At 58.2% G+C, this 13,123-nt stretch carries 13 protein-coding genes; 7 read left to right on the top strand and 6 right to left on the bottom strand.

The features are described from left to right. Positions 1-38: 38 nt before the first annotated feature. Positions 39-296 (bottom strand): tyrosine-type recombinase/integrase, encoded by a 258-nt coding sequence (locus tag CRD18_RS00425; protein WP_016421438.1) that lies wholly within the window; start codon positions 294-296, stop codon positions 39-41. 329 nt (positions 297-625) lie between these two features. Between CRD18_RS00425 and CRD18_RS00420 the strand changes: the two genes are divergently transcribed. Together CRD18_RS00420 and CRD18_RS11065 are read left to right on the top strand one after the other, a co-directional pair. Next, positions 626-1,198, top strand: a complete 573-nt coding sequence (locus tag CRD18_RS00420) for a TetR/AcrR family transcriptional regulator (protein WP_016421437.1) — start codon at positions 626-628, stop codon at positions 1,196-1,198. After that, positions 1,198-1,560: a DoxX family protein gene (locus CRD18_RS11065; RefSeq protein WP_016421436.1), complete on the top strand. Its 363-nt coding sequence runs from the start codon at positions 1,198-1,200 to the stop codon at positions 1,558-1,560. Before CRD18_RS00420 ends, CRD18_RS11065 begins: the two co-directional genes overlap by 1 nt. 812 nt (positions 1,561-2,372) lie before the next feature. On the opposite strand, the gene CRD18_RS00415 is transcribed toward CRD18_RS11065, so the two are convergent. Beyond that, complete coding sequence (locus tag CRD18_RS00415) at positions 2,373-3,875, bottom strand: hypothetical protein (RefSeq protein WP_016421435.1); 1,503 nt, start codon at positions 3,873-3,875, stop codon at positions 2,373-2,375. A 632-nt stretch (positions 3,876-4,507) separates the two neighbouring features. Here CRD18_RS00415 and CRD18_RS00410 point away from each other — a divergent pair. Together CRD18_RS00410 and CRD18_RS00405 are read left to right on the top strand one after the other, a co-directional pair. After that, the gene (locus tag CRD18_RS00410) at positions 4,508-4,882 is read left to right on the top strand and encodes a hypothetical protein (RefSeq protein WP_016421434.1); all 375 of its coding nucleotides are present in this window, start codon (positions 4,508-4,510) and stop codon (positions 4,880-4,882) included. A gap of 138 nt (positions 4,883-5,020) precedes the next feature. After that, complete coding sequence (locus tag CRD18_RS00405) at positions 5,021-5,863, top strand: PaaI family thioesterase (RefSeq protein WP_016421433.1); 843 nt, start codon at positions 5,021-5,023, stop codon at positions 5,861-5,863. A 9-nt stretch (positions 5,864-5,872) separates the two neighbouring features. Here CRD18_RS00405 and CRD18_RS00400 read toward each other — a convergent pair whose 3' ends face one another. The 3 genes from CRD18_RS00400 to CRD18_RS00390 all read right to left on the bottom strand — a co-directional run bounded on the left by CRD18_RS00400 (position 5,873) and on the right by CRD18_RS00390 (position 7,948). Then, on the bottom strand, positions 5,873-6,646 hold the full coding sequence (locus CRD18_RS00400; RefSeq protein ID WP_187406429.1) for a triacylglycerol lipase: 774 nt from the start codon (positions 6,644-6,646) through the stop codon (positions 5,873-5,875). Continuing rightward, entirely contained in the window at positions 6,636-7,322 is a 687-nt protein-coding gene (locus CRD18_RS00395; protein ID WP_255498576.1) for a triacylglycerol lipase, read from the bottom strand. The genes CRD18_RS00400 and CRD18_RS00395 overlap by 11 nt, the downstream gene beginning before the upstream one ends. Before the next feature lie 203 nt (positions 7,323-7,525). Next, positions 7,526-7,948, bottom strand: coding sequence for an HIT family protein (locus tag CRD18_RS00390; protein ID WP_005511554.1), 423 nt, complete (start codon positions 7,946-7,948; stop codon positions 7,526-7,528). Between the two features lie 80 nt (positions 7,949-8,028). Here CRD18_RS00390 and purD point away from each other — a divergent pair, with 80 nt between their 5' ends. The 3 genes from purD to CRD18_RS00375 all read left to right on the top strand — a co-directional run bounded on the left by purD (position 8,029) and on the right by CRD18_RS00375 (position 11,642). Next, positions 8,029-9,303: a phosphoribosylamine--glycine ligase gene (gene purD / locus CRD18_RS00385; protein ID WP_187406428.1), complete on the top strand. Its 1,275-nt coding sequence runs from the start codon at positions 8,029-8,031 to the stop codon at positions 9,301-9,303. A 239-nt stretch (positions 9,304-9,542) separates the two neighbouring features. Continuing rightward, positions 9,543-10,670, top strand: a complete 1,128-nt coding sequence (locus CRD18_RS00380) for an aminotransferase class I/II-fold pyridoxal phosphate-dependent enzyme (protein WP_049172167.1) — start codon at positions 9,543-9,545, stop codon at positions 10,668-10,670. A gap of 816 nt (positions 10,671-11,486) precedes the next feature. Next, positions 11,487-11,642, top strand: coding sequence for a hypothetical protein (locus tag CRD18_RS00375; protein ID WP_162837147.1), 156 nt, complete (start codon positions 11,487-11,489; stop codon positions 11,640-11,642). 66 nt (positions 11,643-11,708) lie between these two features. Here CRD18_RS00375 and trpB read toward each other — a convergent pair whose 3' ends face one another. Continuing rightward, complete coding sequence (trpB, locus tag CRD18_RS00370; protein WP_065428897.1) at positions 11,709-13,034, bottom strand: tryptophan synthase subunit beta; 1,326 nt, start codon at positions 13,032-13,034, stop codon at positions 11,709-11,711. Positions 13,035-13,123 lie beyond the last annotated feature (89 nt).

Raw genomic sequence — 13,123 nt, 5'->3', positions numbered from 1 at the left:
GCCAAGAGGGCGCAGGGGCGGCGGCAGGAGGGCAGCGACTAGCCGCCGAAAATTGCCAGCGCGTCGGCAGCGAACGCTTCAATGATTGCGGAGTTGTCAACATCTCCCGCGCGGTTGATGTAGGCGGCCTCCGTAGTCGAGGCGGAGGCATGGCCCAGTTGCAAGGTGGCCAGCGCCGCGTTGCCCGTTGCAGCCATGGCGGTCGCTACCGTGTGACGGAGGTCGTGATAGGAAATCACCGCAGGCAGCAGCTCCCGGTCGGCCTGCGCCACATCGTCGCCGGCGAGGTGCGGCAAGCCTGCCCATGTTAGAGCCCGGCCAGAGTTTTGCCAGGGTGGGGGTATGTGCCGGATGGGTCGTCACGCATAGGCAGTACCCGCGTCGTCGGTGCCCCTGTCGTGCGTTGGCCGTGGAACAAGCTCGTAGGCTTATCGGCCAAGCGCTCGGCAATCCTTGAGTCTATTGGCCCGAGAAGCTGGTCTGGCAAAAACATGTAGGTGTGTGACGATCAGCTATAACTTTCCTCCTTGTAAGCAGGAAACCCGCTCGCCTCTCATGACAGCAATGTACTTGGATAACCACATCGCTACTTGACCGTAGATTGATGTAGCGATACGATTTGAACATGTTCAGTGAACAAGTTCAATCAAGTCGTGCTACTCAAAAGGAGGCGACGCGCAATAAAGTCTTGGATACCGCCTATGCCCTTTTTGTGTCAGTCGGGTACGCGGATACAAATGTGCGTGCCATCGCGCAGAAAGCTAACGTCAGCGTTGGAACCGTTATGAACGTCGGGAGCAAGCAGTCGCTGTTGATTCAGACCATCGGACATCGAATCACCGTCATGCACGATGAGCTCCGTGGACAATCAGACAACCTTCTCGACGTTCTCGCTCCTTTCCTGAAAATGTTTACTGGGCAGGAAGAATTATCGAAAGCGTATGGCGCTGCCCTAATCACACAGGGAGACAACGGAGAGATTCTCAACGAGCTTCGAACTCTCTTGGTAGATGAAATCGTGTTGCGCCTAGGCAATATGCTCCCTAAAGATGACGCTAAAGAGTTCGCGACAATCCTTTACAACATTTATCTTGGGTTGCTTCTTGGCTGGGCTGCCGGTGCATACGACACCGACGAACTATCCATTCACGCGAACAGTTCCATCTCCCGTCTTAAAATCGCGTACGGAGTAAAATAATGATTCTCGAATCTTCGCCTGCTTGGCCCTCCATCATTCTTGCAGCCATTTTGTTCGGAGACGCGGTACTCTCGCTCAAACCCGTAGCATTCATCGAGGCCTGCCTCAGAGGAGTACGACTTCCTACAGAGTGGTGGTGGGCTCTTATCGTTATCAAGTGCCTAGCAGCAAGTGGACTCATTATTGGGCTCTGGATACCAGGCATTGGAATAGCGACGATGGTTGGAGTCATTGCCTACTTCTGCACCGCAGCAATCGCACATATCCGAGCCAAGTTTCTAGGTAGCGAGTTTTGGGTCAATTGCTTAGGGATGCTCGCTATTTCACTAGGCGCTCTCATTGCGACACTATTGATAGCCTGAAACGACCAATTTACCAATTGTGTTCGCCCATTGAGGGGCGCCGTTGCCCGCGCCGGGCGGCTTGCCGCGGGTGCCTGGGACCCGCTAGCCGCCTACCGCCTCGCCGGCCTGTCGAAGGGTATGAGCGTCTGCCTCGGTGCAGAAGGCATGACAAAGCCCTAGCTGATGGGTCGGGGTTGTGGGATTTGCAGAGTGGCGGGCTGCTGCGGGACTGGTAGATAGGCGTCCAGCTCTTCGACGGGTATCTGCGGTACTGCATCCGAGATACCAGTGGCGAGCGCTGCGCGACTGGGCCCGCGCCGGGATGTCACACCCGACGACGTGGGGTGGCAGGAGCAGTAACCGGAATTGAGGGGTTGGGGGCAATCCCAGTCCATTTTTATGCGTGGGGGGTAGGGGTGCGACGGGCAGGGGTTGCTGGGGCAAGGGGTGTGTGGCCCCTAGTCGACACCGTGTAGCCACCGCCGGTTAAGTCTTGTACTCAGGCTGTGGCGTATGTCCAGCTGCGGGTCTACTTCGGAAAACTCCGCACTTCCCCAAAGACTTTCCTCAAAAACTAGTAGGGGAGGTGTCCCTGTGTGGCGCGAGAAACGGCTTTGACAGGCATAAATGGCATTATAGGTCAAACCTTTACAGGGTACCCTAACGGTAGGTTACGGGTTCGAGTCCCGTTTCCGGCTCCAAAACTCCAGGTCAGGAAGTTTTCCGGCCTGGGGTTCTTTGGTTTAAAGGGGAAAATGTAGGGGTTAAGTAGCGTGAGGGGTGAAATCGTCTAACAGAACGTCCGCATCCCCTCTGTCCCGTAAGTCGGCTTAGAAGCTGGAAGAACCGCCTGAACCGGAAAACCCTGAGCTAAACCCGCTGTTGACGCCACCGCTACTGGAAGAGCTGTCGCGGGCAGTGGTGGCATCGCTATCCCAGGTGCTCACGACATAGAAGGGCACGTAGCCGTGGTAGCCAGAGCCAGCGAAGAAATCAGAGTCGTAGATGCGCGTGCGCTCGGGGCGCTCGTCGGCCTCATTGCGCTTCTGCAGCTGGGACTGCACGTGCTCCGACAAGAGCGCGGAGCGATCCAAGAGTTCTAGGTAGCGCTCCATGAACTGCGGATGGTGTGGTTCCTTGGATAATTCAGTGGCGGCATCTTCCAACTCCTTCGCGTGGCGCTCAAGCGCCGAGTCGATGCTTGCGGCCAAGTAGCCTGCCTGTGCCAGATCCTTCTCCAGCTCGTAGAGTTCATAGCGGCGAGCATCCGCATCAGCGTTCTCAATGCGGTGCAGCTTTTCAATATTGGCCTCAGCGGTTTCCACGCGCTCGCACAGTTGGCGCGCGTTGGCGATGAGCTCGGAGTGTGAGCGGAATTGCTCATCTGGCGCATCCGCCGGAATCGACATGAGGAAACCAACCTGGCTATCGATTGCTAGGAAGTCATCGCGCAAACCCTCCCAGTCCTGGCGCAGGCGCTCATCCACCAGCCCTGATTGGAGCGAGTGCGCTCGAATATCAATCTCCCTTAGCCGTTGCGCCACATCGGTGTAGGTCTGCGACACGTAGTCCCAGTCCTCGCGTGCCTGCTGTGTCTTCTTCTGCCGGCTGCGGCGTACACCGCCGGCGAGGCCGACACCAGCGCCGCCAACGCTCAGGCCCGCCACCCCGAGGCCAACGGCCGCCGCCATCCGGTCCTCTTTTGCGCCCTCGTACTGAGTATCCGCAGCACGGTCTACGTCGATTGCAGCCGCTGCGCCAGCAAAGAGGCCAGCAGGAATGTTGTCATCCCGCACGCCCGGCTTAATTGCTTCGATGGACTGTTTCAGATGGCTGTCATTCTTGCGTAGCTTCATTTGAGCAGCCACGTCCTCACCCGCGAAGACGAAGGCTTGGCGCGGATCAAGGCCCACGCCGACGAAGACCTGGCCATCAGCAAACTTATCCTTGCCGATGAGCTCCTGGTGGTTATCGCGCAGGTACTCCTCTACGGAGTCATTAACGTTTTCCTTGTTCTCGGCAAAGACCATGTAGTGCAGCCCTTGGACCACGTCAGGGGCGGCGATCCGGGAGACATCGCGAAGCATGCGCTGTTCTTCCTCCGGGGTGAGCACATCGTCTGAGTCCATGATGTCAGCCTGCACCTCACGCTGCGCGGGCTGCATGACGTAGTCAGAGCGCTCGGGCGAATCAAAGACCGCCAAGCAGGTGCCCGCACCGACACCTCCGAGAAGCAGGCCGCCCACTGCTGCTGCGCCGATGATGGCACCGATGGAGGTCACTTTGGGGCCGCGGTTGGATGCAAAAGGTTTAATATCGCGAGAGTCGGTCACGGTGATTCTCCTATTCGCGAGCGATCGGCCCCGCCAATTTTATCCGGTTTAAGGAGGTCGGGCGGGGAACAAAGGGTGCGTTTGAAGACTGATTAAAGGGCAAATGCCTGTCGGGGCTGGGGCGGGGGAATTTTCTGTCACTTATGCGCACGTTGTCGGAAGTCCCGGTCAACATATGGATGAGCTATTCACTTATGGCCACGCTGCTGCGTATCGATAGGTGAATATTGCATCGATAGGACAACTCAACACCGGCAGCAGGACAGCGCAACACCGGCAGCAGAACAGCGCAACACCGGCAGCAGGACAGCGCAACGCCGCCAGCAGGACAGCGCAACACCGCCAGCAGGACAGCGCAACGCCGACAGCCGGAAAATCACAGGCCACGGAGCTTTCATATCTGCAACTCTAGCCCCACGCTTCACAGGGGTTACATGCGCATGTAAAGTGGACTTTGTTCTTAAGTCATAAGCGTCGATAGGGCTGGTCTCGGGGAAGGGCCTGCGCTATGGGCGCTTTTGGCATTTTTCTGCAAAACCTTCCAGAAAACCCCACAAGCTGGGGTGATTTCTCCGAGAAAAATATTCTACGATAGAGCCATGTCAGAGGTGCTCTTTGTCAGTAGTTCAAACATGGGACTCTCACGCGTACTAGAAGGGCTGCTGCGGCAAGCTGCCCCAGGCCTGACAGTGTTGTCAGCAGGTATCAGCATCGATGATGATGACCGCGGTCTGGATGAAGACGCGCGGCGTGCGCTCTGTGAGGTGGGGGCACGGTGCGATGGCGATCCTCATCAACTCACGCCGTCTCTCGCAGACAGTGCGGATGTGGTCATTGTTGTGGGGAAAATCGACGTTTCGGACTACATCGCGCCAGATGTAGAGACTGAGCGCTGGGAATATGATGACCCAGCTGACCGCGGGATTTATGGTTATTCCCGCTACGCGGAATTGCGGGATTTCTTCACTCTGCGCGTCAATACGCTGGCGGAACGGTTTGCTGCCTAAATAGTCGCTGAAATAGTCGCTGTCTTAATAAAAGGTGGGGCGCGGGAACCGTCGTAAAGCATGTGCTGAAGCTGACACACTTTTGTTTTCTGACAATAATGCCCGCGTTCGCCCGGTCAACACCTAATGTAAGTAGTTATGTCTATTGGTCCATCGCTGCGACGCACCCTGTACAAACTTGCTGAGAAAGAGATGTCCCCGGCTAAGGCAAAGTTCTTGCTGAACATTTGGCCGCCGCTGTTTGGCACCGGCATCCGTATCACTGAGATTGCGGATGACTGGTCTGAGGGGCGATTGGAGCTGCGCCTAAACGCTCTGACTGCGAATATGCATGGCGCGGCATTTGGCGGTGCACTGTTTTCGATGACGGATGTGCTGTTTGGCACGCTGGTTATGCAGCGTCTGGATGTCAAGAAGTACGAGGCGTGGACGCGAACTGGGTCGTTTGAATTTATCCGGCCGGGTAAGAATGGTGCGTACCTTGAGGTAGAGGTGCCGGATGAGATGGTCGAAAAGCTTAAGGCCGAAACTGAAGGTGGCTATTCGACGGTCGTTCCATACACCTCTGTAATCCGAAACCGCGATGGCTCCCTGGTCGGTATTGGTCAGCAGGAGCTCTACGTGCGCCGTCGTGGTCGTAAGAAGCCGCCGGCCAATCCGAACCAGCAGGATTGTGTTGCCGGTGAGAACCTCATCTCTGCTGCTCGCACTCTTGCACGGCTGGGGATGCGCGGGGTGGAAAACCGTGATGTGCTCGTCCAGCAGGAACGCACCGCACGACGCTGCATTTCACCAGAGTCGCGTGCAGTCGCATGGCTCCACGGGGTCCTCGAGTACGGCGATGTCACTGTCGACGACTACCGCGCCGCAGGGCTTCCCGACGTCGTCATCGAGGCCCTCACCTCCGATAACCCCTCGCCAGCCGCGCAGCAGCTGCTTGCGGATGTCGTCACCGCGCGCGAGTCGCTGACCAAGTTCTAGGTCGAAGCTCTACGCCAATAGCCGAGTGATCAGTTCGATCACTTCGGGGTCTGTTTGCTGCTTCCAATGCGCAACAGACCTGCCCTCCAGCTCGGTTTCGAGCAAAACAGCTCGACTGTCCGGCAGGAAGCTCTGCGCGGTATCGGACCACGGAATGACCAGGTTGTCATGGTGGCTGATGACATTAATCCAGTCAGGTGTGGCTGCCTTGCGCCTTCGGAGGTGTGGGGCAGTGTTGGCTGCAGGAAGTTCATATTGTCCTGCCGCTACCGCAATTTGATCGGCTAAAGCCTGTCCCATTAGCCAGCAGGCAGGAGCCCCATTCCACCAGCCCAAAATGCGGGAGATCTCAGTCAGATTTACACCGCCGACAGAGCCCGACACACTGATGACACGTCGAAACGAAAAACGCTCGCATTCATGGTTTGCAAGACGCGTAAACAGCAGGAAAGCCAGTAGCCCACCCTGCGAGTGAGCCACAATATCGACCGTGTCCGAGTTCGTTTCAGTGCAGACTCCGTTGATATAGGCCTCGACTTCGGCGACAGAATCTACGAGGGCAGCAGTGCCACGGTCTCCGTAGGCCGGTACATAGACTCGGCGGCCGCGGGCACGGAGTCCGTCGGCAAGCGGTGCCCACGCGCCGGGACTATCGAGCGTGCCATGAAGTGCGATAACCGGAACGGGGTCTCTGAGGTCCCCCGACGCTGGACTTGGATTTGGCAGGGACGGATGTGCGGCTGTCGGTGGGAAAATCCGCGTTAGGAGCGGTCTATTCCGCATGCTCGATTGGGTCAAAATCCTCGCCTACCAGCTTGAATAGTGCCTCGCGAGTAAGCGCGCGGGGGCGCCAATCGTGCGCCATCTGCTCATGCAAAACGATGGCTTGAGGGAACGTGTCCTGCACATAGAGATTGGTGACCATGCCTGTGTCACCATCATCCAAGAAACAGGACTGTGGAGGGGAAATGAGCTGGTCATACTTGGTGGCAATGCAGGTGTAAGTAACACCGGGACCGAGGATATCGTGGGAATTGGAGTTCAAAACCATCTTTGAACCCGTGAGCTGTTCCAAACCGGAAACGCCCCAATAGCTCTGCACAAAGTTGCTCATCAGCGACTTTGTGCCGGGAATCTTAGTGATGCCGGAAGCGATGCCGCCCAGGTTGGTGCCGTGATTGGGGGCGGCAAGACAGACAACATGCTTGATGTACTTGGAAATGCGTAGAGAAAGCAGGGTGGCGATTAAGCCGCCTTGCGAGTGCCCCACGATAACGGCGTGCTTTGCGTCAGTGGCGTGCAGGACAGCCTTGATGTAGGGCACGAGCATGTCGATGGACTGATTGATGGGGTCTGTTGCGCGGTGCCCAAAGTCTGGCGCGAAGACAGCCCAGCCATCCTCCCGCAACTGACCGCCAAGGGCCTCCCAAATGCCCTTGACCTGGCCTGTTCCGTGCAGGAGGATGACCGGCCACGGCCGGGACTTGGATACTTTGGCTCCCCAGTTATCTTCGAAAACACCGCGCAGCGGACGGAAGATGGCATAGGGAAGCGATGCTGATCCTTCAGCTGCAGCCGGTTGTTGCGCCTCCGGTTCCTGCGCTTCAGGGGCAGGGACTACCGGAAGTTGTTCTTCCCGAAAATCCTCGTTTGAAGCGGCGATTAGCGCACCAACTTTCCGTCTTCGTCAGTCCCGAGGGCCTCCCGTAGCTTAGCGGCGGCCTCATCCATGGACTCTGCGGAAGGATTGCGATCTACCGACTGTAGGTTGTACCCGGACATATCGTGGGCAGGGAAGATATGAATGTGGGTGTGGGGAACCTCGAAGCCGGCGATGAGATAGCCAGCACGCGGAGCGTCAAAAGCGGAGACAACAGCCTGACCAACCTTCTGGGCAACCTCATTGAGGTGAGCCCATAGCTCAGGCGAGGCGTCCGTCCACTTGTCCACCTCTTCAACAGGGACGACCAGCGTATGACCAGGCGCAATTGGCTCGATGGTCAAAAATGCGACGACCTTGTCATCGCGGTAGACAAAACGACCGGGGAGTTCACCGTTGATGATTTTGGTAAATACTGTGCTCATGTGCCAAGGGTAACCCGAATAGCGGATTGAGGGGTTGGGTGCGATGAGAGTTATCCGGGCTGATTAGTAAGATGATTGCTATGCGCATCCTCGTAATTGGCTCCGGTGCCCGTGAGCACGCCCTGTTGTACGCAATGAGTAAGGACCCGCAGGCTACTGATCTTCACGTAGCCCCTGGTAATGCGGGTATGAGTGAAATTGCAACCATGCATCCACTGGTCGTGGATGACCCCGCTGGCGCTGTTGCGCTGGCCAAGGAAATTGGGGCCGATTTGGTTGTTATTGGCCCTGAGGTTCCGCTGGTCGCGGGTGTGGCAGACGCGCTGCGCGACGCTGGTTTCGCAGTCTTCGGACCGAACGCTGATGCAGCTCGGATTGAGGGGTCCAAGGCTTTCGCTAAGGACGTCATGAAGGCGGCTGGGGTAAAGACCGCCTCGGCAGAGGCCATCCAACCGGAGGCTTCCGACGAAGACATCGAGGCCGCCATTGACCGCTTTGGCCCGAACTGGGTCGTGAAGGATGACGGTCTGGCTGCTGGCAAGGGAGTCGTGGTCACTAAGGACCGCGCTGAGGCTCTCGAACACGCAAAGGCGGTGCTGGCAGCCGGTAACCCGGTGCTGCTGGAGTCCTTCCTGGACGGCCCGGAAGTTTCCCTGTTCTGCCTGGTCGACGGCGAAACCGTCGTCCCGCTGTTGCCGGCTCAGGATCACAAGCGCGTCGGTAATAATGACGAGGGGCCGAACACCGGTGGCATGGGTGCTTACAGCCCGCTGTCCTGGCTGCCGGAAGGCGCAACTGAGCGCATTGTCGCCGAGGTCTGCGAACCGGTCGCTCGTGAAATGGCTGCTCGCGGCTGCCCGTTCCAGGGTCTGCTGTACGCGGGTCTGACCTGGGGCGAGGACGGCCCGGCTGTCATTGAGTTCAACTGCCGTTTCGGTGACCCGGAGACCCAGGCCGTGCTGGCGCTGCTGGAGTCCCCGGTGGCGCAGCTGCTCAACGCCGCTGCTACCGGAACATTGGCGGACTTCGGTCCGCTGTCTTGGCGTGATGGTTACGCTCTGACTGTTGTACTGGCCGCTGAAGGCTACCCGGTATCGACTCGCACGGGTGATGTCATTGAAGGTGCAGAGCCTGGCCGCGAGGAAGATGGCATTCTCCACGCTGGTACTGCCCGCAACGCTGCAGGTGAGCTGGTCTCCGCTGGTGGTCGTGTGCTCAACGTTATCGGCGTTGGTGACACGCTGGAAGAGGCCCGCGACAAGGCGTACGAGACCATCAAGACCATTAAGCTCGAGGGCTCGCACTACCGCACCGACATTGCACTACCTGCAGTTGAGGGCCGTATTTCCATCTAAATAATGCTTGAGGTGGTCCGGCTGCACTCGGATGCCTCACTGGTGCACCCACCCGGGATGAACTGGATTTCCCGGGTGGCCTCGGCGGCTGCAAAGATGAAGGTATGCACGCCGAATCTCCGCAGTCGCCAAAGTCGTCGCAGTCACCGCAGCCGTTAAACTCCTCGCAGTCACCGCAGGCATCCCAGCCCCAGCGCGACCTAGCATCCCGCCGTTGTGAGGTCGCACCCTTCCATGTGATGGATGTTCTCGCGCTCGCACAGGAGCGTCAGCGCACTCACGGTGACGCTCTATTCCTCTGCGTGGGACAGCCCGCGACCGCGGCCCCGGCTGCCGCGATTGCCCGTGCGCGTGCTGATTTAGAAAATCAGGTTCTGGGCTACACAGCGGCCGTCGGCACGCCTGAGCTGCGTGCAACCATCGCCGCCTGGCATCGTGAAAACTACGGCACGGCCACGGAAGCCGCTGATGTTGTCATCACTACCGGTTCTTCCGGCGGTTTCGTAGCGCTCTTCCTCGCAGCCCTCGATGTTGGCGACGACATCGTGCTCGCGCGCCCGGGCTATCCCGCATACCGCAATACGCTGCAGGCGCTCGGCGCCAACATTGTCGAGATTGACTGTGGTCCTGAGACTCGTTTCCAACTCACCGCCCAACACCTGGAGGCACTTCCGCGCGTGCCCAAGGCCGTGATTGTCACCAGCCCGGACAACCCCACTGGCACCATTATCGATGCCGACGAGCTGCGTGCCATTGCGAAGTGGTGTGAGCAGCACGATTGCCTGCTCATTTCCGACGAGATTTATCACGGCATTACTTATGGCCGACAGTGTGCGTCTGCACGCGAGTTCTCCGACGCGGCGGTCGTGGTCGGCAGTGTCAGTAAGTACTTCTCGATGACCGGCTGGCGCGTTGGCTGGCTAATCGTTCCCAAGTGGCTGCGTGCGCCGCTTGATCGCCTCGAAGCCAACCTCACTGTCTGTCCACCGGCAATTTCGCAGGCAGCGGCGGTGGAAGCGTTCAGCCCCGAGTCCATTGCCGAGCTCAATTCGCACGTGACGCGTTACGCACGCAACCGCGACGTTTTGCTCGAGGGGCTGCCCCGCGTCGGTCTCGGTAATATCGCCCCACCCGACGGCGGTTTCTATATCTACGCCAATATCGCAGGGCTTTACGACGACCCGAACTCCGTCGACTCCATGACTTGGGCTCGGGAACTGTTGGCCGCAACGGGCGTGGCCGTTGCCCCTGGAATCGACTTCGACACAGAGAACGGCCATCAGTGGGTTCGCCTCTGCTTCGCCGGTGAGACGTCCGAGATGGAAGAGGCTGTTCGGCGTATTGGGGTGTTCACTGATCGTCGTTAAAACGGCTTTTAGTGGCGCTCGCGGTGTGATTTACCTCACCCTTTTAGGGGTGTTTTTCAGTCGGGCGAGATAGGGTGCTCGACGGGCGAATCGCTGCTTTAAACCCTCTACCGACGGTCGCTGGTAGAGCCGATGTTGGGGGCATTCCTGGAAGGGGCCGTTGGGGCTCTGTTTTCTTGATCGCCGGTTTGCTGTAAAGGCGGAAAAACTGCCTCAGATTGAGGGTTCTGTGGCTGCGGTCACATCAAGTGAGGCTGGGGTTGGGTCGATAGTGGGGTGGGGTGGCCTTCGCGGCAGCATCTTTGACAGCCGGCAGCTCTGTCGGTGGTCTATTTCCGCTGGCAGGGGCCCCTTTTTCTTTAATTGTCGATGGGGTTGACCTCTGAGGAACTGGCGGCTATCCCTGCGTGGGGTGACGATTGAGCGCGGTGTGTAACCCACATTCAATGTTGGCTGCAAGCGCTTTTAGTGGGGATAGTTTATGTCTGACCAAAAGAGACTTCCGCGCCCTGTTTTTGGTTGTGTAAAAGCGTGATTTTTGAAGCCGTTATCAACGGCAGTAAAGCGAGGTATGGGGCGGCGTCGAGGGGCGCTGTTTGTGGCTCAGTGCCTGAGCTAAAAAGCGTCCAAAAGTTAACAAAAGGTTAACTAAAAATAAAGTTTAGCGCTTGCCAGGTCTTGTGTTGTCGTCTACGGTTGCAAGTCATAAGTTCCAAACGATTCGATGAAACGACGTTTCAACTGCGGAATCGCAAAGAATCGGTTGGAGAAGTCCAACAATAAAGATCAAAGAGATCTTAAGAGAGGTGACCTCTGATGAACGCATTCAACGAGATTATGGATACTGTGTCCCCGATTTTCCAGGACGGCAAGGAATCCAAGCAGGATGCGCTGGCATCGCTGCTTGCCGAAGCCATCGTGGAGGCGAACCCGAAGCAGGGCATCGCCGCCGACGATCGCCGTGCTGCCTAACAAGAATTAGCTTTGGTCCGATTCCTGCTAGGCAGCTAGTGGGGAAGCAATCCCTACTGGTTATTCCTACTGGTTCAGGAACTCCCGGACCTGCTCCATATCCTTATCACCGCGACCCGACAGGTTCACGAGCAACAGCAAAGGCTCATCGCCTTCGTGAACCGGCAGCCCGAGCTCGCTAACAGCGGCAGGGTCGGTTTCACGGAGTCGCGCAATCTTAATGGCCTGCGCCAGCGCATGCGAGGATTCCATCGCCGGAATAATGCCCTCCATGCGGCTGAGCAGCTGGAACGCTTCCAGCGCCTCCTCGTCGGTAATTCCGACATAGCTGGCGCGGCCATTCTCCTTCAGCATGCCGTGCTCCGGGCCAACAGACGGGTAATCCAAGCCCGCCGAGATGGAGTGCGATGGCAACACCTCGCCGTCGTCGGAAAGCATGACAAATGAGCGCATGCCGTGAAGGACACCAGTCTTGCCCGCATTGATGGGCGCGCCGTGACGGTCGGTGTCGAGACCCTCACCTGCGGGTTCGACGCCAATGAGGGCGACATCGGAGTCGTCGATGTAGTTAGCAAATGCGCCGATGGCGTTGGAGCCGCCACCGACGGCTGCGATGACAGCGTCGGGAAGCTTGCCGTAACGCTCGGCCATCTGACTGCGTGACTCCTCCGAGATGACCTGCTGGAATTCACGCACGATAGTGGGGAATGGGTGCGGTCCGGCGGCTGTGCCCAGCAGGTAGAAAGTGGAGTCGAGAGTCTTGCTCCACTCGACCAGTGCCTCGTCAATAGCATCCTTCAAACCGGCCTCGCCGGTGGTGACGGGAACGACCTTCGCGCCCATGAGCTCCATGCGCTCGACATTGGGGTGCTGGCGGGCGACATCGTGCGCGCCCATGTAAATCTCGCACTCAAGTCCCAGCAGCGCTGCGGCCATCGCGGTGGCCGTGCCGTGCTGGCCTGCGCCCGTCTCAGCAATGAGACGGGTTTTTCCCATGCGCTTTGCCAGCAGCGCCTGGCCGACCACGTTGTTGCCCTTGTGCGCGCCGCCGTGGTTCAAGTCCTCGCGCTTGAGCACAATCGTCGTGTTCGGCGTGGATAGACGTCGGCATTCGAACAGCGGGGTTGCGCGGCCGAGGAAATCGCGACGCAGTTCTTCCAGCTCGTGCTGGAACTCCGGATCGCTCATCGCCTCGATGTAAGCCGCTTCCAGCTCATCGAGTGCTGGCAGCAGGAACTCCGGCACTTCCTGTCCACCGAAGCGACCGAAAAATGCAGGCAAAAGGGTTTCGCGCACCTCGCCCGCGCCGTTAACGCTTGCCGACGGCACCCTGGTTGCAGTCGGTGCTGAAGCCTTGGCGATGGCATCCGCGCTGGGGTTGTAATCAGTCATTGAAGAGAGCCTTTCGTTGCTGTTGTTTATTTCAGCGGGCCCTGGTTCTCTTCGCCGAACCGATAAAAGAAAAGAGCCCGCCAGATTTA

The sequence above is a fragment of the Corynebacterium sp. LK31 genome (genome assembly GCF_014335015.1).
In the GTDB taxonomy this organism is placed as follows: domain Bacteria; phylum Actinomycetota; class Actinomycetes; order Mycobacteriales; family Mycobacteriaceae; genus Corynebacterium; species Corynebacterium jeikeium_D.
This window is presented reverse-complemented; position numbering and strand designations above follow the sequence as displayed.

Excerpts from the sequence above, each read along its gene's own strand:
- CRD18_RS00420 (WP_016421437.1), top strand. The coding sequence starts at position 626 with ATGTTCAGTGAACAAGTTCAATCAAGTCGTGCTACTCAAAAGGAGGCG.
- CRD18_RS11065 (WP_016421436.1), top strand. The coding sequence starts at position 1,198 with ATGATTCTCGAATCTTCGCCTGCTTGGCCCTCCATCATTCTTGCAGCC.
- CRD18_RS00410 (WP_016421434.1), top strand. The coding sequence starts at position 4,508 with ATGGGACTCTCACGCGTACTAGAAGGGCTGCTGCGGCAAGCTGCCCCA.
- CRD18_RS00405 (WP_016421433.1), top strand. The coding sequence starts at position 5,021 with ATGTCTATTGGTCCATCGCTGCGACGCACCCTGTACAAACTTGCTGAG.
- CRD18_RS00400 (WP_187406429.1), bottom strand. The coding sequence starts at position 6,646 with ATGCGGAATAGACCGCTCCTAACGCGGATTTTCCCACCGACAGCCGCA.
- CRD18_RS00390 (WP_005511554.1), bottom strand. The coding sequence starts at position 7,948 with ATGAGCACAGTATTTACCAAAATCATCAACGGTGAACTCCCCGGTCGT.
- purD (WP_187406428.1), top strand. The coding sequence starts at position 8,029 with ATGCGCATCCTCGTAATTGGCTCCGGTGCCCGTGAGCACGCCCTGTTG.
- CRD18_RS00380 (WP_049172167.1), top strand. The coding sequence starts at position 9,543 with ATGGATGTTCTCGCGCTCGCACAGGAGCGTCAGCGCACTCACGGTGAC.
- CRD18_RS00375 (WP_162837147.1), top strand. The coding sequence starts at position 11,487 with ATGAACGCATTCAACGAGATTATGGATACTGTGTCCCCGATTTTCCAG.
- trpB (WP_065428897.1), bottom strand. The coding sequence starts at position 13,034 with ATGACTGATTACAACCCCAGCGCGGATGCCATCGCCAAGGCTTCAGCA.